Origin of the sequence: Methylacidiphilum infernorum V4 (assembly GCF_000019665.1) — a bacterium.
GTDB lineage: Bacteria > Verrucomicrobiota > Verrucomicrobiia > Methylacidiphilales > Methylacidiphilaceae > Methylacidiphilum > Methylacidiphilum infernorum.
This window is the reverse complement of the sequence record NC_010794.1, coordinates 1970304-1991433: the sequence shown is the minus strand read 5'-3', so window position 1 is coordinate 1991433 and position 21130 is coordinate 1970304. Positions and strand designations below refer to the sequence as shown.

Annotated in this window: 18 protein-coding genes; 12 read left to right on the top strand and 6 right to left on the bottom strand. The window is 48.5% G+C overall.

Translation table 11 applies throughout. From position 1 onward, the window contains the following. Nucleotides 1-3: 3 nt before the first annotated feature. Entirely contained in the window at nucleotides 4-984 is a 981-nt protein-coding gene (locus tag MINF_RS09450) for a DHH family phosphoesterase (RefSeq protein ID WP_012464481.1), read from the bottom strand. A 338-nt stretch (nucleotides 985-1322) separates the two neighbouring features. Here MINF_RS09450 and MINF_RS11515 point away from each other — a divergent pair, with 338 nt between their 5' ends. Both MINF_RS11515 and MINF_RS09435 read left to right on the top strand, forming a co-directional pair. Then, a complete protein-coding gene (locus tag MINF_RS11515) occupies nucleotides 1323-1484 on the top strand; it encodes a hypothetical protein (RefSeq protein ID WP_012464479.1) in 162 nt (53 codons plus the stop codon). Between the two features lie 682 nt (nucleotides 1485-2166). Then, nucleotides 2167-2901, top strand: a complete 735-nt coding sequence (locus MINF_RS09435; RefSeq protein WP_012464476.1) for a hypothetical protein — start codon at nucleotides 2167-2169, stop codon at nucleotides 2899-2901. A gap of 34 nt (nucleotides 2902-2935) precedes the next feature. Here the strand turns inward: MINF_RS09435 and MINF_RS09430 are convergent, their stop codons facing one another. Next, a complete protein-coding gene (locus MINF_RS09430) occupies nucleotides 2936-4315 on the bottom strand; it encodes a hypothetical protein (RefSeq protein WP_238523483.1) in 1380 nt (459 codons plus the stop codon). 86 nt (nucleotides 4316-4401) lie between these two features. Between MINF_RS09430 and MINF_RS09425 the strand changes: the two genes are divergently transcribed. Genes MINF_RS09425 through MINF_RS09405 form a run of 5 tightly spaced genes read left to right on the top strand, consistent with a single transcriptional unit; the run spans nucleotide 4402 to nucleotide 9033 of the window. Next, on the top strand, nucleotides 4402-5373 hold the full coding sequence (locus MINF_RS09425) for an ABC transporter permease (RefSeq protein WP_012464474.1): 972 nt from the start codon (nucleotides 4402-4404) through the stop codon (nucleotides 5371-5373). Beyond that, a complete protein-coding gene (locus MINF_RS09420; RefSeq protein WP_048810338.1) occupies nucleotides 5363-6430 on the top strand; it encodes an ABC transporter permease in 1068 nt (355 codons plus the stop codon). The genes MINF_RS09425 and MINF_RS09420 overlap by 11 nt, the downstream gene beginning before the upstream one ends. 29 nt (nucleotides 6431-6459) lie before the next feature. After that, nucleotides 6460-7302: an ABC transporter ATP-binding protein gene (locus MINF_RS09415; RefSeq protein WP_148205234.1), complete on the top strand. Its 843-nt coding sequence runs from the start codon at nucleotides 6460-6462 to the stop codon at nucleotides 7300-7302. Then, a complete protein-coding gene (locus MINF_RS09410; protein WP_012464471.1) occupies nucleotides 7299-8108 on the top strand; it encodes an ABC transporter ATP-binding protein in 810 nt (269 codons plus the stop codon). Before MINF_RS09415 ends, MINF_RS09410 begins: the two co-directional genes overlap by 4 nt. Nucleotides 8109-8118: 10 nt before the next feature. Continuing rightward, nucleotides 8119-9033, top strand: coding sequence for a class I SAM-dependent methyltransferase (locus tag MINF_RS09405; protein ID WP_012464470.1), 915 nt, complete (start codon nucleotides 8119-8121; stop codon nucleotides 9031-9033). A gap of 11 nt (nucleotides 9034-9044) precedes the next feature. Here MINF_RS09405 and MINF_RS09400 read toward each other — a convergent pair whose 3' ends face one another. Further along, nucleotides 9045-9590, bottom strand: a complete 546-nt coding sequence (locus MINF_RS09400) for an MGMT family protein (protein WP_012464469.1) — start codon at nucleotides 9588-9590, stop codon at nucleotides 9045-9047. Next, nucleotides 9578-11404, bottom strand: a complete 1827-nt coding sequence (locus MINF_RS09395; protein ID WP_202943639.1) for an ABC transporter substrate-binding protein — start codon at nucleotides 11402-11404, stop codon at nucleotides 9578-9580. Before MINF_RS09395 ends, MINF_RS09400 begins: the two co-directional genes overlap by 13 nt. A gap of 164 nt (nucleotides 11405-11568) precedes the next feature. Here MINF_RS09395 and MINF_RS09390 point away from each other — a divergent pair, with 164 nt between their 5' ends. The 3 genes from MINF_RS09390 to MINF_RS09380 all read left to right on the top strand — a co-directional run bounded on the left by MINF_RS09390 (nucleotide 11569) and on the right by MINF_RS09380 (nucleotide 14813). After that, nucleotides 11569-12873: a bifunctional UDP-3-O-[3-hydroxymyristoyl] N-acetylglucosamine deacetylase/3-hydroxyacyl-ACP dehydratase gene (locus MINF_RS09390; RefSeq protein ID WP_048810337.1), complete on the top strand. Its 1305-nt coding sequence runs from the start codon at nucleotides 11569-11571 to the stop codon at nucleotides 12871-12873. Nucleotides 12874-12996: 123 nt separating this feature from the next. Further along, complete coding sequence (gene lpxA / locus MINF_RS09385; RefSeq protein ID WP_048810543.1) at nucleotides 12997-13773, top strand: acyl-ACP--UDP-N-acetylglucosamine O-acyltransferase; 777 nt, start codon at nucleotides 12997-12999, stop codon at nucleotides 13771-13773. Nucleotides 13774-13895: 122 nt separating this feature from the next. After that, nucleotides 13896-14813 carry an aldolase gene (locus MINF_RS09380; RefSeq protein ID WP_048810542.1) on the top strand — a complete coding sequence of 306 codons (918 nt, stop codon included), beginning with the start codon at nucleotides 13896-13898 and terminating at the stop codon, nucleotides 14811-14813. Here MINF_RS09380 and MINF_RS09375 read toward each other — a convergent pair. Beyond that, nucleotides 14798-16435: a sodium:solute symporter gene (locus tag MINF_RS09375; protein WP_148205233.1), complete on the bottom strand. Its 1638-nt coding sequence runs from the start codon at nucleotides 16433-16435 to the stop codon at nucleotides 14798-14800. The two genes, MINF_RS09380 and MINF_RS09375, sit on opposite strands and share 16 nt — an antisense overlap. A 76-nt stretch (nucleotides 16436-16511) precedes the next feature. Then, entirely contained in the window at nucleotides 16512-18452 is a 1941-nt protein-coding gene (locus MINF_RS09370) for a phospho-sugar mutase (RefSeq protein ID WP_012464463.1), read from the bottom strand. A 200-nt stretch (nucleotides 18453-18652) separates the two neighbouring features. Here MINF_RS09370 and rpsO point away from each other — a divergent pair, with 200 nt between their 5' ends. Next, nucleotides 18653-18919, top strand: coding sequence for a 30S ribosomal protein S15 (gene rpsO, locus MINF_RS09365; protein WP_012464461.1), 267 nt, complete (start codon nucleotides 18653-18655; stop codon nucleotides 18917-18919). Between the two features lie 64 nt (nucleotides 18920-18983). Beyond that, nucleotides 18984-21107, top strand: coding sequence for a polyribonucleotide nucleotidyltransferase (locus MINF_RS09360; protein ID WP_048810335.1), 2124 nt, complete (start codon nucleotides 18984-18986; stop codon nucleotides 21105-21107). Nucleotides 21108-21130: the final 23 nt, after the last annotated feature.

Genomic DNA, 21130 nt, shown 5'->3' with positions numbered 1-21130 from the left:
TTTTTAGCATGTTGAATTGAGCAAAGCCTGGATTTCAGATAAAACGGCTTTTAGAGCGTCTTTTAGTCCCAGTTTCAAGCGTGCTCCCGCGGCCTGCTTATGCCCGCCTCCCCCAAACTTGGAAGCGACGGTGCGCACGTCAAACTGTTTTGAAGAACGCAAGCTTAAACGGGTGAGCACGGGCGAAAGCTCTTCGAGCATGAAGGCAACAGCGACCGAATTGACCATTTGAAGATAATAAAGAAAATTTTCAGATTCTCCAGGGCTCGATCCCGTTCTCTGGTACATATCCTGGGTAAGGATGTAATAGGCGACTTGGGCGTTCTCTACAAATTGGGTTTGATTTAAAACTTCTCTCAACAGGAAAAACCGGGACAGGGGGTAATTCCTAAAAGAACGAAGGGAAAGCTCTTCGGGATCGGCGCCCAGCCGCACCAGTTTTGCCGCCAGTTCAAAGGTTTCCGGCAGCAAGGAGCGAAAACAAAATCCGTTGGTATCGGTCAGCAGCCCGACGTAAAAGTTGGAGGCCGCCTCCTTCGAACAGGGCAGCGACAGCCTTTCGATGCATTTAAAGATCACTTCGCTTGTCGAGGAGGCTTGGGGCTCGACCACGTTCAGGGAAGCAAATCGCGTGTTATCGATGTGATGATCGAAATTCAGATCGGCTTTCCGACGCCAGGACTCGAAATAAAGACCGGGGCGGCGCTCGTTGGAACAATCCACAAGGATAATTTTTGTAGAAGGTCCTGGAGCTTCCTTGGGCGTGGGTTTAAGAAGCGAGGAGCCGGGTAAAAATTGAAAGTGTTCTTGCAGTCCTTCTTCTACGTACACTTCAACTTTTTTACCGATACCTTTTAATACGAGTGCTAGGCCGATGGCCGAACCGTAGGCATCGCCGTCGGGCCTGCAATGGGAAAGAATGACAAAAGAACCATTCTCTTCGAATAAAGCTTTAATTGCAGCTAGATCCTCTTTGGGTTGCATCTTTCAGGTTGGTGAAAAAAGGGAGCAAGCTAGCTGGCTCATCCCATTAAAGGGCCTCCCCCTTAAATTTTCTTTATGTCTTTTCCTTGCAGCTTATCCAAGCGGCAAAGACCTTTTTAATAAAAGGTAATCAATGTAAAGGAACAGGAAAAGAAGTTCAAAGAAAAAATCAAGATCGATCCGAAAAAGCCGGGCTTAGCCTTTTATGGTTCCATATTAAAGTTTGACAACGAATCAAAACCGTCCTTTATTACAGCTTAACTCTTCAGGCCTGGGCTAAAATTCCGCTATCTCCTTCTTTTTCTTAAGGCCTTGGAGAGGCAAAATACTCGACTTTTATGAGCAGGTTCATTCTTCGACTTTTTGATTTTCTCATCCTTCTCATCTTTATGGCGGTAGTGGCCCTGGTGAGCTATAACAAAATCACAAGGAAAGAAAAGGTGGTGGTTGAGGGAAAACAGGGGCCGCTGTGGCAAATTGTTGGAGAAAAAAGCAAATAACAGCCTCAATGGGTTTCTCTTTTTCATCTCCTCTTCCCCTTGGCTTGGTGAAAAGATTATAGGGAAAAAACGCCTAGTTGGGAGAGGTTTCCCTGGCAGGCGGCTGAGAAGTAGAAATGAGCGGCATAAGAAACAGGATAAGCATCGGTGGGGGAAGAGACCTGAAAATCAAGGCTACAGAGATCCTTCTTGTCGAGAGGCTGAATTGGAAAAGGAGCGTTTTGCTTTAATCCATCCCTATAGATTAAAATAAGACCCTCTTCCTCGACCTTGCCGTCTTATGGACCGCTCTCCGGGAAATCTTCGGGGAAAACGGGCTACCCCTTTTCCCCTGGCAAAGACCCAAGCTTGGCCCCGTCCACTTGGTGGGGGAAAGGCATGCTTGCGGTGATGAGAATAACGAACCCCACGACTACTGGAAGCTTCTTCTCGAGCAGCTTCCAAACCTCTTTCGAAAAGAAAATGAGGGGGGATAGCCCTCGAGCTTCCTCCCGAATTCCAGCCCTACGTGGACCGGATCCTTCACCTTTAGGAGAATGACGACCGACTTCCTAAAGAAAAAAAAAAGACGAGAGAGATGACGAAGTCAGAAAAATCCAAGGGGAAATCGCAGGGCTGGCAGATTACCGGATTTTCTTAAACAAGGAATGCAAGGAAATTCTCAAAGCCGCCTGACGGTGGAATGGCGGAAGGAAAGAAAAGGGAAGCGTTTTTATGGATCGATTCGCCCTTGGCGGATCAACTCAAGGCGATAGATGAGGGAGAGCTGTATATTCAAGTCAAGCTGCCGGAAGAGCTCCAGCCAGGAGTGGACCGCTACCGGGAACGGATGAAAAACCTTCCTTTGGGAAAAGAAAAAAGGGAACTTAGGGACCGATTCAAAAGCTTTTTAACGGAATATCTTGAAAGGGAAAACAAGGAACTTTTTGATCAAAGAAAAGATGAGATTTCCCAAGTATCAGACCAATTTTTGAACATCTTTGATCATGTCCTTTCTCCGGACAGGGATCGCCATATTCCAGGCGAAAACACTCCTCTCCATGGGCTAGAGATTCATCATCCCATGCGTATTTTCTGTGTAGGTTTACCCTTGAGGGATTGGACATGGGGAGATTTTAAGGATTTTTGTGCAGGGGCCGAATTCCTTATCCCTGGATTCATCAGCTGCAGAGAGAAGGTGATGGGCAGGAACCGCTACAAGATCGCCAAGGACAATTCCCGCTCCCTGGCCCTCTCATACAACGGGGCTTTGCACTTCAGCAAAACTCTAGGCGGCCGTCCTGGAGATACGGCCCTGGATCGAGAATTGGAAGGCTACGGGATAAACTACAAGTTGGCCGGAAAACTTGACCAAGGTAAACGGGGCTTCATGATAGAAAAAAATCGCCGCAGGAAAGAAATTCCCAGGGAGGGATAGATCCTTTATTGCCGCCGCCTCCTCAAGTGGGCCTTCATGGAGAAGAGTTAGGGGTTTGGATTTTTTTTAAAAAATCCAAAGTCGATTTAAGTATTTGGCTTGCACTTTCCTTTAGTGCGGCCGCGGCAGCAGCCGTTAATCTTGGGGTAAGATCTTCTTTGGGATCCTCTACAGAGCCTGAGATGTTTACCGTTGTCCATTGATAGCCCTCTTTTTCCTGGACAAAAACTTTCTGCTTGGCCCCGGGTAAAAGTTCGAGTTGTTTAGGGTTTAGTCCTGCCAAGAGTTGTCCTCGAATTTGATCTCCCTCTATTTCTACTTGGCCTTCTAATTTCATTTTTCCCCTGGCCTCCAGTGTGATGTGATTAAATTCGGTTTTGCTCTTCGACACAAAAAGATCGGCCTTGGCCAAGTCAAGGGGAACAGTATTTTTTGTCCCAAATAAAGCCAAGGAGGCCAGCAGGGGCAGTTCGCCAATGAGACCGTTTTCTAAATGGATCTCTCCTTCCAGGGAAGTTTCCATGCTCCGGGATTCACACAAAAAAGTTTTCCCGTAGAGGTTGCCGTCGATTTTGCCTTTCCAGGAGGGGGGAAGGAACAAGGGAAGGGGAAGGGCCTTCAAGTGAATTTCGATGTTTTTTTCCTTGTTTTCCCAATTCCACCGGCCGCTTAACTCGACTTCACCCTTTTGTTCGTTGAGAAGAACCAGCCTTTGGATGTAACAATGGTCAGAAAAGAGCTTGAAAAAAAGTTCCTTTACTTTGAAAGGGGGGTAGCTGCTGATATAAAGATTTCCTCCCGTTCCCCGGCCTATCCACATGTCCGTTCCTTCGGATTTGTCCAGCTCAAGAGCGGCATTCTCTAGCCTTCCTCCCCCGGCAATGCTTTTAGGCCACCTGATCAGGCTGTTCTGGATGATGATCCGCCCCCATTCTACTTTTCTGGGAACAAAATTTTTGTAAAAGGGAGCTGTTTTTTCTTCCTTTTCTTTGAGGGTTGAAGGAGGGACAAGGGATGGGGAGGACGGTTGGGTGGTTAAATCCTGTTCTTTGAATTGGACTTGGAGATTCTCTACTTTCAGTTCTTGGATATAGAGTAGCCTGGAGAAAAGCTTGCGCAAAAGAAGCTGGCAGTCGATAGAACTAGCCTCTATCTCTTTTATGGGACTGGAAGGTTCCCCGTAACCCTGGTATTTTTGGGCGGAAAGGCTGTTGCCTTGGATATAAATGGGGCTAAATTGTCCTTTAACCTGAATAACGTTTTGGATTTTTTGGGAGAGAAAATCTCTAAAGCCTTGACTCGAAAGATAAAAATTGATGATAGAAAGAAAAGCCACGATAATAATTCCTAAACCAAGAAATAAAGCAATGAGTAAGACATAGGGTAGTTTCTTGTACATTGAGTTTGATTTCAAATTATGCAAGAGTTTTTTCTATCATAGCCTTTAGCCGTTGATCTGCAAGTGGGGGCTTTAAGCCTCTTTTTCTTTACAAGTGGATTATGATCCTTTTTATTATCCGCAGACTTTTAGCCCTTATTCCCCTTTTACTCGGGGTGACCTTCATGGTTTTTTTCTTGATGTCCTTGACCCAAACCAATTACTTGACTCCACTGAAAGCCGAAAGGGATATCAGTCCAGAAATGATTGCCGCTCTTGAAAAGAAATTCGGTCTCGATAAGCCCTGGTATGAACGCTATTTGCTCTGGTTGATGAACGTCATTCATGGGGACTTCGGTTATTCCTGGACTTACAAAATGTCGGTCATTGAATTGCTTTTGCAAAGGGTCCAAGCCACCCTGTTGTTGAATCTTTCTTCCTTGGCCCTGGCTTGGTGTATCGCCATACCGGTTGGGGTTTTGGCGGCTATGTATAAAGATTCTTTTATAGATCGGCTCAGTTCTTTTTTTGCCTATATTTCGATTTCTTTCCCTGAATTTTTTCTCGCCCTATTGGCCGTCTACTTTGCTGCAAGAACGGGATGGTTCCCCATCGGCGGATTAACATCCATAGAATATCCCTTTCTTTCCCCGTTGGATCAGTGGCTAGATATAGCTTATCATTTGGTGCTGCCCACGGTTGTCCTGAGCGTGGGAGGGATAGCGAACATGATGCGGATCATGAGAGGGAGTTTCTTGGATGCGATCCGAGCTGAATATGTCTTGACGGCCAGGGCAAAAGGTCTACCGGAAAGCCTGGTCATGTTCAGGCATGTTTTCCGTAATGCCATCAACCCCTTGATCAGCACATTTGGTTACGTCATTGCCGGGTTGTTGAGCGGATCCTTGCTGGTCGAAAACATAATGAATTACCCTGGGATTGGTCAACTGATCTATTCGGCATTAATGAAACAAGATCAATTTGTCGTCCTGGGATCGGTCGTCTTTAGTTGTGTATTGCTCGTGGTCGGTAATCTTGCAGCGGATATTCTATTGGCATGGGTGGATCCACGGGTTGTTCGTCATGAAAGATAAAAGATCATTTATTAAAGAAGTCTTAGGCCACCCCCTGGGGGCGCTCTCTTCTTTTATTCTGCTTATTCTCTATTTGACCGCGTTTTTAGCTCCCTTTCTTGCTCCTTACGAACCCTCGGATCAAGACCTTAAGAGGACTTACCATCCCCCGACAAAGATATACTGGAAGGATGGACGGTGGCAAGTGGCTCGCTACAGGAATGTCGATCCGACCTCTGCCAGCTATAAAGAGATACCCGGGGAATGCTCTCCCTTGAAATGGTTTATCCATGGATATTCCTACCGCTTTATGGGCATAATCCCCGCGGATATCCATCTTTTCGGAGTAGATAAACCCGATCGGGTTTATCTTTTGGGCAGTGATAGCACCGGCAGAGACGTTTTTTCTCGGCTTGTTTATGGTTCGCAGGTTTCCTTAAGCATAGGGGTAATCGGCGTTAGCCTAACCTTGGTCTTGGGGCTTTTGATTGGAGGGTTGTCCGGGTATTATGGGGGATGGTTCGACAACGTGGTGATGCGGCTTACGGAATTTCTCATGGCCGTTCCCGGCTTGTATTTACTCCTGGCTTTAAGGGGAGTCTTCGGGGTTAAGTTTAGCTCAGCCCAAGTTTATTTTCTTATCGTGATCATATTGAGCTTCATCGGTTGGTCAGGGTTTGCACGGGTCATAAGGGGACTGGTCCTTTCCCTCCGTTCACAGACTTTTGTCGATGCCGCCGTCGTTCTCGGTCAATCTTCCTTGCGCATTCTCCTTAAGCATTTGCTTCCCAACTTGGCAAGTTACCTGCTCGTGTCGGCGGCTTTGTCTATCCCCGGGTATATTCTTGGTGAAGCGGCCTTGAGTTTCCTGGGTCTTGGAATACAAGAACCCTCCTCTTCCTGGGGTTTGATGCTCGCTCAGGCCCAGGATATGAAGGTCTTCATGTTGAACTTCTGGTGGCTGTTGACTCCCGGAGTCGCAATTTTGATTACGGTTATAGCGTTCAATATGCTGGGCGATGTGCTAAGGGACCTTGTGGACCCGAAGTTTCGCCTGTATCAGGCAAAAAGAGGGTGATATTTTATGCATGCATTGAGGATAAAACCATGCTTCTGCAGGTAGAAGATCTTCACGTCAGTTTCTTGACTCCTTCGGGAGAGCAGCCGGCCCTCTCCGGGGTGAGTTTCGGCATTGGAAAAATGGAGTCGGTGGCCATTGTCGGAGAAAGCGGCAGCGGCAAGTCGGTAACCGCTCTTTCGTTGACAAAACTCCTGGATAGTCCTCCGGCCCTCTATAAAAGAGGAAAAATTCTCTACGAAGGGGTTGATCTTTTGAAACTGGCGCCGAAGCAACTGCGGAAATATCGAGGAGGGGAAATTGCCTACGTTTTCCAGGAGCCTTCAACTTCTTTAAATCCCGTTTATTCGATCGGGTTTCAGCTCATGGAGGCGATCGAGCTTCACCAGCCTCAAGTCAAGGATAAGAAATCCCTGGGCATGGATGTTCTCAAAAAAGTGGGAATTGGGGATTGCCAAAGGGTCTGGAGTTGCTATCCTCATGAATTGAGTGGAGGGATGCAACAAAGGGTAATGATCGCCATGGCCCTGTTGTGTAAACCGAAACTTTTGGTTGCCGATGAACCCACGACGGCTCTTGATGTGACCATTCAAGCCCAGATACTGGAGTTGTTTGCCAAGATCCAGAAAGAATTAGGGATGTCCGTCCTGCTCATTACCCATAACTTTGGCATAGTCAAAGGATTTGCCGATCGGGTCGTGGTGATGTTCAGAGGAAGAGTAGTTGAAGAAGGACCAACCGAGAAAGTCATTTACTCCCCTCTCCATCCTTATACTCGGGCCCTGATCGATTGCGTTCCAAAACTGGGAGAAAAAGGAAAAAGGTTGAAAGCCATAGATTATAGCACGATCGAATCTTCCCTCAAGCTATGACATCCCCCTCTTCAAGTACTCCCCCCCTACTTAGCGTCGATAGGCTTAAAGTGTACTTTCCCTTGCGCAAGGGGCTTTTCGGCAGGGCAAAAGAGTTTGTGAAAGCCGTTGACGACGTTTCTTTCTCGATTGAAAAGGGGCGGACCGTCGGCCTGGTTGGAGAAAGCGGCAGTGGCAAAACCACCATTGGAAGAGCGATTGTAAAGCTGCTGAACCCTACCTCGGGTTCTATTTTTTTCGAGGGGGCACCGATCCACCATCTTTCCCAGGGACAATTCCGTCCCTACAGGAAAAAAATCCAGATGATTTTTCAAGATCCTCATAATTCTTTAAATCCTCGTTTAAATGTTGAAGCCATACTTAGAGAGCCCCTGGACATCCATTTCCCGGGCCTGAGCAAGACCCAAAAGAGGGAGAAGATTGTTGAGCTGTTGGAAAAAGTCGGTCTTAAAGCCGATCACATTTTTCGCTATCCCCATGAATTCAGCGGGGGACAACGCCAGCGGATAGGCATTGCCCGTGCGATTGCGGTCAATCCCCAGTTGATCGTTTGTGATGAACCCGTCAGCGCCCTGGATGTCTCGGTTCAAGCCCAGATCATCAATTTATTGCTTGATCTGCAGGAGGAACTCCATCTTTCTTATCTCTTTATTTCTCATGACCTGGCCGTCGTTGAATACATCAGCGACTACATCCTGGTCCTCTACAAGGGAAAAATCGTGGAAGAGGGACTACCCGAAGAAATTTATAAAAACCCCAAGCAGGAGTATACCAAAAAACTGATTTCGGCTATTCCCGTACTTTGATCGAGCTGGCATGTGGATTGATCCGGATATTCTTCAATACTTTCAGCGTTCGGCAACGGACATACACCGGGTGCATTCCTCCAATTGCGGATGGATAGAGAGATACGGCGAAGATTTTGTATTGGTTTTAAACCACGAGGAAGAAAAAGAAAGATTAATAGAAGGCCTTTTAGGGTGGTGTACACGGCGGGGAATTCCCTGCAAGAGGATATTTTTAAAAAAACGGTTTGCAAAAGAAAAGCCCATTTCGACCGCTTTGAGCCTTGTTTATGGAGAGAGCTCCCTGCCCATGCATACGGTTTGCCGGGAAAACGGGCTTTACTTTTCCATTCGCTTTGATCAAGGCGGCTCGGCCGGCTTGTTCATGGACCAGAGGCAAAACCGGCTGTTTTTAAAAAAAAGGCCGGTCTCAAGGCTATTAAACCTGTTTGCCTTTAGTTGTTCTTTTGGACTCTGTGGCGCTCTTGCCGGGGCAGAAAGTTGGAACGTCGATTTATCTCCCCGGTTTTTAGAATGGGGAAAAGAGAACTACAAGCTTAACGGCGTCGATCCGGCTGTTCACCGGTTTTGGGCCATGGACGCAAGGGAAGCTTTAAAAATTTTCAAGAAAAAAGGGATTATGTTTGATCACATCATCCTCGATCCTCCCACTTTTTCTTGCGGGAAAAAGGGGGCCAATTTTTCTCTCGCCCGGGATTTCGAATCCCTGCTTGAAACCATCCTTGAGCTCGGCTCCGGGGAAAAGACCACTTTATTGCTGTCGGCAAATTACAAGCCGTGGAAAACAAAAGATCTGCTCCTTAAGGCACAAAAAACGGCTGCTGCAAAAAAACGAAGGCTGCATCTGCTCCATGGTCCTTTCCCCCTGCCTGATATTCCTCGCAACGAACTCCCCGCCTCGTGCTGGATCGAGTTGGAAAGCTGAAAAGGCCTCCCTTAAGTTCCTTGCTGCTTTATCCAAAATTTATGGTTTTTGGCCAGGATTATCCCTTCTTTTTCAAGGAGTTTTGCTTTCAGCGTGCTTCCTCCCATGCTGAAAGAACCGATTGCACCGTCTTTTTTTACAACCCGATGACAGGGAATAAGCAAAGGGAGAGGATTCCTAGCCAGGGCCGATCCTACGGCACGGCTTCCGTGGGGAGAACCGATTTCTGTAGCGATTTCACCGTAGTTTTTGACCGTCCCCTTGGGAATGGTTTTTACACGTTGGAGTACCCGCTTGTAAAAGGAAGGGAGCCTTTCTAGATGGAGCTGTTGGAAATAGATCTCTCCTTCAACGAGGGTCCTGTAAAGCTGCTCAAAAAGAAGGGGAAAGCGCCTGCGGCTATCCTCGATTAATTCAGAAAGTCTTGGAGTCTTGGGATCTATTCTTTTGAGCTCGAGGGGGAGTCCATCCAGCAGGACGACCTGGACCGGTCCAAGTGCGCTTTCAGAAAAAACAGGGGTCATTTTCTCATCCCTTTCGGAGATTAAGGAGTCCATATTTCTTCAATATTCCATACCAGGGGTCCAATGCGAGGGATTTGTACGTTGCGCCACCTGTTCTTCAACCCCACGTAGGTGTTCGGGGTAACCAAGTAGATGTAAGGTTGCTCTTCGCTCATGATTTCTTGTACCTTAAACCAGCATCGCCGACGTTTTTCTTCGTCAAGGGTAGTCAGTTGCTCAATCATGAGCCTGTCGATTTCGGCTTCCCAAGGGGTGGCCGGCTCTGGTTGATTGGGATACCACTGGTGAAGCCTTCCCTTGCTCATGAACACGGACATCCCGTCGGCAGGGTCCCCGCCTCCGGTCAGTCCGAGCAAGCAAGCTTCGTATTCATAAGAATCGCTGATTTTTGTCACGAGTGTTCCAAAATCGATGAACTGCAGGTGGACTTCGATGCCCAGTTGTTTCATGTTTTCCTTGAAAACCGTGGCCATGGCGGTACGGATGGGGTTTTCCTGGTTTGTTAAAAGGTTAAAAGAAACGGGATGATTATCCTGGTCCAGGAGTCGGCCCGAAGCATCCTTGTGAAAACCCGCCCGCTCGAGAAGTTCCAAGGCAAGACGAGGATTGTAAGGGTATTTCTTGACGTTGGGATTATACCATTTGACGTTGGCGGGAGTTTCCGGGCCCCACAAAGGGGTTCCCCTGCCGAAGAGCACCCCGGCTATGATGCCTTCGCGGTCAATGCCGTAGGAAACGGCCTGGCGGAACAGTCGATTTTGAAACCATTTTAACTTGTAGGGGATCACGTAGGGGACGGCGTTTTTGTTTTTTCCCGGGTTTTGGTTGAACCAGAGAAAGGAAGAGGCCGTGGAAGGACCGCGGTCGTAAACGGTATAGTGATAGATTTTTTCACCCTTTTGCACCCACGCGACGTTGTCCGGGCTGATCCCTTCGATGTCCGTTTGACCGGATGCAAAAGCGATGAGGCTGGCGTTTGCATCCTTGACAAATTTCACGATAAGATAATCGATGTAGGGAAGCCGAATTTCATAATCGGCTCGTTTCCAATACCGCGGGTTGGCACTCAAAACGATTCTTTCTCCGGGATTGTAAGAAAGGATTAAAAAAGGCCCACTGCCGACAATCGATTGAGGATTTTTTTTTGCCGTGCTGATGTTCCACTGGTTTTGTAGAGATCCATCCTTGTAATAGGGTTCTAGAATATGTTTGGGCATGAGGGGCATCCCGGACATGTAGCGTAAAAAGGGGGCGAAAATTTCAGGGGTCTGGATCTGGACGGTCAGCTCGTCGATCTTTTGTACTTGAAAAGGCTTGCCGCCTACGGATAGATCATAGGCGTTGCGGTTAGGAAACCGGGGATCATAAATACAGGCAAAGCTGAAGAGGACGTCGTCGGCGGTAATCGGGACCCCATCGCTCCAAGTTAATCCCTTTCTCAGCATAAAGCGGAAAGTCTTGTTGTCCGGAGCTACTTCCCAGCTCTTGGCTAACCCGGGGACGACCTTGTCTTCGATGGGATTATAGGAAAGCAGGCTGTCAAACATCAGGTTAAGAAAAGAAGAGGAAGTGGCATCTTCAGAAACAAGCCAGTTAAAGGTCGAGGGCTCGGCAGCACTGGATTCTATGAAAAGCCCTCCTCTTTTGCCTACCGGCAAAGCGGATTTCTCCATGTCTTCGAAAAAGGGATAGCTGGGTCTTTGGGCTTTTTGAATTTTTCTCTGGCTGTAACACCCACTGGCGATAAACGACAAAAGAAGGATAAATGAAAAAAAAGGAAACAACCCCATCCCCCCTTTTTTATTCCCAGGAGTAGCAGGGCGCTGAGAAAAAGGAAATGTAATCATGAAAAACCAAGGGCTTTCACCGGGTTTTGAACAGATGGAGCGGAACTCATTGTTGAAGAAAAAATACAATTTTAGCTGAAAACGCAAGAGAAGAAACTTGCAAAAAGCCGACATTGGTTCTTTATATGGAAAACTAGAGTAACAAGGAGGGGTCAGTTGTGATCATGCAGAGGACGATACGGGAGGCGGTGAGCATGGAGGGAAAATCCCTGCACACGGGGAACACGGTAAAGCTGGTGATCAAGCCGGCTGAGGTCGACAGCGGTTATGTTTTCAAAAGGGTTGACCTGCCCGATGAACCCACGGTTGTCGCCGCCGTCGATAATGTCAGGCAAACAGAGCGGGCAACAACGATCGGGGAGGGCAATGTCAAGGTTCATACGGTTGAACATGTCTTGGCCGTTTTGAGGGGTTGTGGGATCGACAATGCCCTGATCGAGTTGAATGCCAACGAGCCGCCGATCGGGGATGGCAGTGGAATGTTTCTTGCCCGGGAAATCACCCGGGTGGGAACCGTCGAACAGGCCAAAGCGGTTTCTTTTTTTGAACTGAGAGAGCCGGTGTGGGTGGAAGGAGAAGAAGGAGCCTACATTGCCGGTTGGCCGGCTCAAAACTTTTCGATCAGCTGCACCCATTCAAGCCAGGGGGGGCTTTTTACCCAGTATTTCAGTTGGCAATACGATCCTCAAAGTTTTGTTACCGAAATCGCCCCTGCCCGAACGTTTGTTTTTTACGAAGAACTTCTTCCTCTCATCGAGAAAGGATTGATCAAGGGGGGGAGCTTGGAAAACGCCATCGTCATTCGGCAAGACAAGGTCTATTGCCGGGATCCCTTGCGGTTTGAAAATGAGTTCGTCAGGCACAAGATCTTGGATATGATCGGGGATTTCGCCCTATTCCCCAAGAGATTGAAAGCCAGGATAGTCGCTGCCCGGCCCAGCCATTTTCTTAACGTCAAGTTTGTCAAGGAGGTCCAGAAAGCCTATAAAAATTATCTTTCCCATTTAATGCCCGTTGAAAACATTCCCGTTGGGGAAGGAGCCCTGGATATTAACGAGGTGATGAAAATCCTTCCTCACCGCTATCCTTTTCTCATGCTTGATCGGGTTCTTGGCTTCCAAGACGATGTTAAGGCTATCGGCCAAAAAGCGGTAACGATGAATGAAGCCTATTTCCAGGGTCATTTCCCCGGCCATCCGATTATGCCCGGGGTGCTCCAGATTGAAGCCATGGCCCAGCTGGCCAGTATTCTTTTGCTCCGGAAAGCGGGTAACGCTGGAAAACTCGGTTATTTTATGAGCGCCGATAAAGTGAAATTCCGCAAACCGGTTATGCCCGGAGATACGTTGATTATCGAAGTGGAAATGACCAAGGCGCGGGGAAAAATTGGCAAAGCCTTTGGCAAATGTTATGTCAACAAGGAAACGGTTTGCGAAGGAGAACTTCTCTTTGCCCTGGTTGAAGGTTGATGTCCCCGGGTCCCGGTCGCCGGGATCAGGGTTTTAGGGTTGGAGGGAGCAATGAACGGTATCCTTGTCGTAATCCTAAGGCGGGGATAAATTCCTAGGTTGGCTTTTTTAGAAAAACCGGCAATGCAGACTTCGATTCATCCCACGGCGATTGTAAGCCCAAAAGCACAGTTAGGCTTGGGGGTGGAAGTAGGCCCTTATGCCTTCATCGGGGAAGGGGTTAAGGTGGGGGACGGTTGCGTGATCCATCCCCATGTCGTTTTAAAGGGGCCGGTCGAAATTGGGCCGGGCAACGAGTTTTATTCCTTTTGTGTGATCGGCGAAAAATCCCAGGATTTGAAATACCAAGGAGAGCCCACCTATCTGAAGATCGGGGCCGGTAACGTCTTCCGTGAGTTTGCTACCGTGCACAGGTCGACGTTCCGGGGTCAGAGTACCGAGATTGGCTCATTCAACGTTTTTTTGGCTTATACGCATGTAGCCCATGATTGCCGGATCGGCAACCGCTGCGTTTTTTCAAACAACGCTACGCTGGCCGGGCACGTCGTCGTCGAAGATCACGTCACGATTGGAGGGCTTTCTGCGGTTCACCAGTTCTGCCGCATTGGAAGATTTGCCATGATCGGGGGCTGTTCCAAGATCGTTCAAGATGTGGTTCCATTTTGCCTTGTGGACGGCAATCCCGCCAGGCTCCGTTCCCTTAACCTCGTGGGTTTGAAAAGAAACAATTTTCCCGAAGGAACAATCAAGGTCCTTAAGTTTGCTTTAAAACAGTTGTTAGATGAAGGATTAAATACCACCCAGGCCGTCGAAATATTGGAAAAGCAAGCGGATAAACTCCAGGATATTGTGACACTCGTCGAGTTTATCAAGGGCTCTGAAAGAGGAATTATCCGCTAGAGGACCGGGAATGAGACCGGGAGGGGCCTCTTTTGTATGGCTCGCTTTTTCCAAGGAAAAATGGCTGTCGCAAAACTTTGAATTGGGCCGGCTGTTTATTTTTTTATAAAGGAGGCAAGCCTATGATTCGCTTGGAGGAGATCAAAGTTCCCCTGGATGTTCCCGAATCAAAAAAAGACGATTACCGGAGGATTTTTTTCGAAGTCACCCAGGGATCGGGCAGGCTGATGCTGATGGCCGGGGATCAGAAAGTCGAACATCTCAACGACGATTTTTTCGGGGAAGGTATAGCCCCCGATGATGCCAATCCCGAGCATTTCTTTAGAATTGCAAGCAGGGCCCGCATTGGAGCCTTTGCCACCCAGTTGGGACTCATTGCCCGTTATGCCATGGATTATTCCAACATCCGCTACATTGTGAAACTCAATAGCAAGACCCACCTGGTTAAAACGGCGCAACGAGACCCCTTAAGCCTTTTGTGGCTGGATTTTGAACAGCTCGATTATTTTCTCCAGGCTAAGTCCATTCCTATCGTGGGGATCGGCTACACCGTCTATCCCGGCAGTGAATATGAACCCCAAATGCTGAGAGAAGCGGCTCGGCTTGTTTTTGAAGCTCACCAGCGCGGCCTCATAGCGATCATCTGGGCCTATCCCCGGGGTAGGGCGGTATCCAACGAAACCGATCCCCATCTTATCGCCGGAGCTGCCGGACTTGCCGCTTGTCTTGGAGCGGATTTCGTCAAGGTCAATCCTCCAAGAGTCAAGGAGGGAGATCCTCATGCCGCCTTAAAGGAAGCTGTGGCTGCAGCGGGCAGAACCCGGTTGATCTGTGCCGGAGGCAAGGAAATAGGGGTAAAGGATTTCCTGGCACAACTCTACGGGCAGATTCATGTCGGGGGAGCCTTTGGCAATGCCACGGGAAGAAACATCCACCAGAAACCCCTGGGAGAAGCCGTTGCCTTCTGCAACGCCATTTCTGCTATTACCTTTGATGACGTTTCAGTCGAGGAGGCTTTTGCCATTTACAAGGAATCTTGATTGGAGTGGAGGGGTTTCTGGGCGAAGGTTTTTTTATTTTTGTTGCTGAAAAGCAGTCCTATGCAGAACGTCACCAAGGATCCAATGCCTATCCTCCAGGGGTAGGCGATGTGAGGGAAAAAGTGGAGGAAAGGCAAGGCCCTTTTGTTTTCATAGGCCTGAAAGTCGAAAGCGGGAATGCCGCTGAGGACCAGGACGGCAAGAAATCCCATGATCATGGCTACCACGTTGCCTAGGTCGCTGCCCCTGTTGTCGGTGAGCATGCCCAAGAGGAAAACGCCGAGAAGAGGGCCGTAAGTAAAACCGATGATGCCGAGGATGATCGGCAAGATTCTTGCCGAGGGAGAATAAACGGTGTAAAGGGCTGTCGCCATGCCTATGGAGGAGGTAAGCAGGGCAAAAAGGAGGGTTGCTCTCCTGAGCGTGGCGACTTTCTTTTTTTCATCGGCCAGCCTGTCGAAGGAAGGTTGCAGCCAGTCCTGGCAGAAGGAAGTAGCCAGGGCGTTTAGGGCTGCGCTTAAGGAGCCTGTAGCCGTAGCGAAGATCGCGGCTATGACCAAGCCTCTTATCCCACCGGGCAACTGGCTGACTATAAAGTAAGGGAAAACCTCGTTAGGATTTGCCGGGAGGGAGGGATCGACATAGGCCGAGTAATAGAAGGATAACAAAAGGCCGATGCTGAGGAACAAAAAACCGATGGGAATATCGGCAAGTCCTGAAAGGATCAAGGAAAGCCTGCTCTTCTGGTAATTTTTGGCCGTGAGCAGTCTCTGGACAATATCCTGGTCTGTCCCATGAGTGGCCATGGTGGTAAATGTCGAACCGATGAGGGCCGACCATAGGGTATAGTCAAGCGCCAGGATGTCGAAGAGATTGCCGAAAAGATTCTTTGAAGGGTTAATGCCGGTAGTCAACCAGGGCCTGTGGAAAAGCTGATGGAGGATTTCAGCCTCGGGATAAACCGCAGAGAGTTTGAGCAGGATGAACAAGAGGGCGAAAATCCCTCCGAAAAGCATGATTAGAGCCTGGATGAGGTCTGTCCATATCACCGCTTTAATTCCCCCAAGGGCGGTATAAAAGGCCGTAAAGGAGCTGATTATAAAAATGGAAAAAAAATAGAGCAGGATTTCCTGGAACCGGTTCAGGGGTTTTTGGAGCAAAACTTGGGCCCCTACCACCAGGATGATCGCGGCCACGTAGAGCCGGGTCCCGGTGGCAAGCATTCGACTGAAAAGAAAAGTTGCCGAAGCCATTTTTTGGGTCAGGGGCCCAAAACGGATCTCTAAAAATTGGTATATCGAATGGACCCCGCTTTGAAAAAAAGGCTTGATGAATAAAAAGCCGATGATTACGCGGGCAAGCACGGTTCCCAAAGCCAACTGGAGATAAGTGAAATCCTTAAGAACGTAGCCTTCGGCTGGAGTTCCTAGAAAAGCGCCCGCGCTGGTTTCGGCGGCAATAATCGAGCCCAGGACGGCCCACCAAGGCATTCTTCTTCCTCCAAGGGTAAGCTCGTCGTACTTTTTTTCATGTCCATTTCTGCTGCTCGCCAGGCCGATACCCAGGGTGACCAGGAAAAAAAAGAGGACGACCGCACAGTCGACTGCTAAAGGAGTAGCCATGGAGATGGATCGCTTTGAAGCTTTTAGCTTACAATAGAGAGGAAGATCAAAGCAAAGGAAGAGAAGAAAAATTTTTTTACCCTGTTCTTGGGCCACTTATCCTTCTTTTGACATCTTCCCTGAGGGCCGTCCACCAGCTTTCCAAGAACTGTGTGGCCTTGTTTTTAGCTTGTTCCAGTCCCTCCTCCACGCTGCATTGGGTGAACAAGTAAAACTTTATTTTGGGTTCGGTTCCCGATCCGCGGATGATCAGCTTGGCATTGTTTTCGAATTCGAACCGAAGCATGATTTCCTTGGGAATAAGGTCCCCTTCGGTATCATAATGGTCTTGCTGGCCGAAGTCATCGAAGCTTAGCCTTTTATTGCCCAAAAACTCCAAGGGGGGATTTTCTCTATAGGAGCGGAGGATTTGAGCAATCAACATTGAGCCTTCCGGCCCTTCGAAGGTCATCGTCCCCAGTTTTTCGGCAAAATAGCCGAAGCTCGTGTAAATGTTGTCCAAGTAGTCAAGAAGGCTCATCGAGTGGGCTGCCGCCCAACCCGCTATTTCCACCAACTGCAGGGCTGCAGCGTTGGCGTCCTTGTCCCGGACGTAATCCCCGCACGAAGTGCCATAACTTTCTTCTCCACCACAGATAAAATACTTTCCTTTTTGGAGCTGGGCAGCTCTTCTTTCTTCAAAACTGTGGTCGTCGTAGTTGGTAAGACCGCATTGGAGTTCATACTTTAAGAGTTTTGCCCCGATATACTTAAAACCGGTCAGGGTTTCAACGCAACTTACCTGGTAGTGTTCGGCAATTTTTTTTACGAGGTCGGTCGTGACGAAAGACTTGATCAAAACAGCCTTGTGTGCATTCTGGGAGTTGAGTATGCCCAATTCAAACAACCGAGAAGTGCGGTAGTGGGCAAAAAGAGAAAAAATCTGGTTGCCCGTCAAATGGACAAACTCTCCCTGCTTATTTTTTACGGCCGCTCCCATCCTATCCCCATCGGGATCGGTCCCTATGACGATGTCAGCCCCTTGTTCCAGGGCGAGTTTAACGGCCAGGGAAAGGGCAGCGGGATCTTCAGGATTGGGGGACTTTACGGTAGGGAAACCGCCGTCGGGGATGGCTTGGCTGGGAACGACCTGGTAACGAATCCCGTGCCGATCGAACAGCTTGGGAATGATTTCGATCCCCGTTCCGTGAAGAGGAGTATAAATGACCTTCAGTTTTTTCCCGGCCGCCTCGATAGCCCGGGGTTCAAGAATAAGGGTTTCAACCGCCTTGATATAAGCTTCATCGGCTTGCGGTCCCAAGATATTCGGAGAAAGTTCCGCCTCTTGAGCGGGAAAGCCTCGAAGAGATTCTAGCGCCTCCACTTCCTTGATGACTTCTGAAGCGTGAGGTTCGACGAGCTGGCAGCCGTCCTTAAAGTAGGCTTTAAAGCCGTTGTCATAAGGGGGATTGTGGCTGGCCGTGATCATGATTCCGCCTTGGGCTTTTAGCCATCTTACCGTAAAGGAAAGTTGAGGGGTGGATCTTTGGGATGGGAAAAGGAAAGCTTCTACATTAATTTTCCCAAGGACCTGGGCACAGAGTAGGGAAAAATAGCGGGAAAAGTGCCTCGAGTCATGGGAAATCACTATTTTTAAGGGCTCTACTTTCAATGCTCTTCGAAGATAGCGGGCAAGTCCTAAAGCTGCACTGCGCACGTTGCGATCGTTCATGCAATTGAGCCCTACGGCCGGATATTGGGGAATGGGATCAGCAGGGGACGATCCCCGCTCAGCCCGGGTAATGATCCTCCCTATCGTTCTGCCGCGAATGCCTCCGGTGCCGAAGGAAAGTTTTTTGTAAAACCTTTCGTCGAGTTCTTCCCAGTTTTGGTTGTGAACGAGTTCTTCGAGAGATTCTTTTTCGACAGCCGAGAGGTCCTGGAAAGAAAGAAATTCCTTTAGGTTGCGGAAGGAAGACTCGAGGAGTTTGTTCTCCCTGTAGGCCTTTTCGATTTCGCTGAGTAAAATGCTATTCATAACCGGTTCTTTAAAAAAAATGTAAAGTTTTTAACCAGTAAAAACCCAATGAACCATAAAGTCCTGCAAAATCGAAGAAATTCTTTTTTATTGACAACCCCCTCATCCTGTTTCAACTTTGAGGGCTTTACGAAAAAAATAAAAAGAGATTATTGCCTCTTTATGCCTTCTGAATATATATCAAATATTAACAAATGCCTATGGAAGTAGAAACAGACAAAAAAAAGCTTATCGAATCGTTCAGGCTTCATGAGAAAGACACAGGCTCTGCTGTTGTGCAAGTTGCTTTGCTGACCCAAAAAATCAAGCGGCTGACAGCGCACCTACAGAATAATCGTAAAGATCACAGCTCAAGGAGAGGGCTTTTGCGCATGGTGAACAGGAGGAGAAAGCTGTTGGAGTATTTGAACCGGACAGAGCCGGAAAAGTATCGAGAAATGCTAAGCCGGCTTTCTCTTCGAAAGTAAATAAAAAAGAGCCTTTCTTTGAACGACGTTTCTCCCGGGCGTATTTCGAACGAAAAAAAGGATTATGCCAGAATATATAAAAAGGAAATTTGGAGACCAGACGATCGTTTTTGAAACGGGGAAACTTGCCAAATTTGCCGATGGATCCGTTACCGTCTCTTACGGGGAGACGGCTGTCTTGGTTACCGCGGTTTCTGTAACGGAACTAAAAGAGGACCAGGATTTTTTGCCCCTGCAGGTTGAATACAGGGAAAAGGCGGCAGCAGCAGGAAGATTCCCGGGGGGCTACTTTAGAAAGGAAGGGAGGCCCACGGATAAAGAAATACTCACCTCGAGGATGATCGACAGGCCACTGCGCCCTCTTTTCCCTAAAGGGTATTTCTACGAAACCCAGATATTGGGGACTTTGCTTTCCGCCGATGGTCAAAACGATCCCGATGTGATGGCTATCAATGGAGCTTCTGCGGCTCTAATGGTTTCAGACATTCCTTTCTACGGGCCGGTTGGAGCGGTCAGGATAGGACAAATAGATGGACGCTGGATTATCAATCCCACCCATAGGGAAAGGGAAATCAGCGATATTGACCTCGTTTACGTGGGAAGCGAACATTATCCCTTGATGATCGAGGGCAGTGCCCGGGAGTTTCCTGAAGAGGAATTTGTGAAGGCCCTTGAATTTGCCCATCAGCACGTCCAGGAGGTGATAGCCGCGCAAAAAGAGCTTGCTGAAAAAGTGGGAAAACCCAAAAGATCGTGCGTTCTTTTCGAAGAGAACCTGGCAATAACCAACCGTCTTGCCGAGCTTTATTCTTCCCAACTGCAAGATGCCCTTTATACCTCTTCCAAGACGGAGCGCCAGAAAAAGCTGGCCAAGCTTAAAGAAGAACTCACGGCGAAAATCCTGGAAGAATTCCCCACGGCTACCCCTAGGGAGATCACTTCTTCCTATGATAGCCTGCAAAAAACGATCTTTCGCACCAACGTGTTGGAAACTAAGAGGCGTTGCGACGGCAGGGGGCCGGAAGATATCCGCCCGATTGCAATCGAAACCTCTGTCGTTCCCAGGTCGCATGGTTCTTCCTTGTTTTGCCGCGGGGAAACCCAAGCGCTTTGCATGGCCACCCTTGCCTCGTTGAATGAAGCCCAGGAATTGGATGCTTACGGAGGGGGAGAACAGAGCAAGCGGTTTTTACTTCACTATTTTTTCCCTCCTTTTAGCGTGGGGGAAGTGGGGAGGATCACCGGGCAAAGCCGAAGGGAAATAGGCCATGGAGCCCTGGCCGAAAGATCGCTATTGCCCGTAATCCCCTCGGAAACCGATTTTCCCTATGCCATTAGGGTGAGTTCCGAAATACTGGAATCTAACGGCTCCACGTCGATGGCGACGGTGTGTGGAGGCAGTCTTGCCCTCATGGATGCGGGAGTCCCTCTCAAAACCTCGGTTGCGGGTATTTCCGTGGGATTGGTGAAGGGCAAGGAAGAGGATTTCGATTGGTCCCGGTATTGTCTTTTGACCGATATCTTGGGTCTTGAAGATCATTATGGAGATATGGATTTTAAGATCGCCGGAACGCGTAAAGGGATTACCGGCTTTCAGCTTGATTTAAAACTCAGGGGTATTCCGCTGGATGTCATGGCTAAAGCCATTTTCCAATCTCAGAAAGCGCGCATGGTTATCCTGGATTGCATGGATAAGGTGATCAATGCCCCACGGGCGGAAATATCGAAACATGCCCCGCGGATAGAAAAGATAAAGATCCATCCTGACAAGATCGGCTTGCTTATCGGTCCCGGGGGAAAGACGATCAAGAAGATCTCCGCCGAATCCGGGGCGGAGATTACCATCGAAGACGATGGGACGGTCATGATTTATAGCTCTTCGGCGGATAGCTTGGAAGCGGCGCGGGAAATGATCGAAGATATGGTTGGAGAGGTAACCGTCGGAGGGATATACCGAAGCAAGGTGGTATCGGTCAAGGATTTTGGCTGTTTTATTGAAATCAAAGGCAAAGGAGAAGGTCTTGTCCACATTTCTGAACTGTCCGATACGCCGGTGAGGCGGGTGGACCAGGTCGTTAGGGTAGGAGAAGAAATTTGGGTAAAGTGTATTGGAGTGGACGAAAAAGGCCGCTATAAGTTTAGCAGGAAGGCGGCGATGAAAGAGCTTCATGCCAAGAGGATGCAGTAAAAGGACTTGCTCGTAATCAAAAA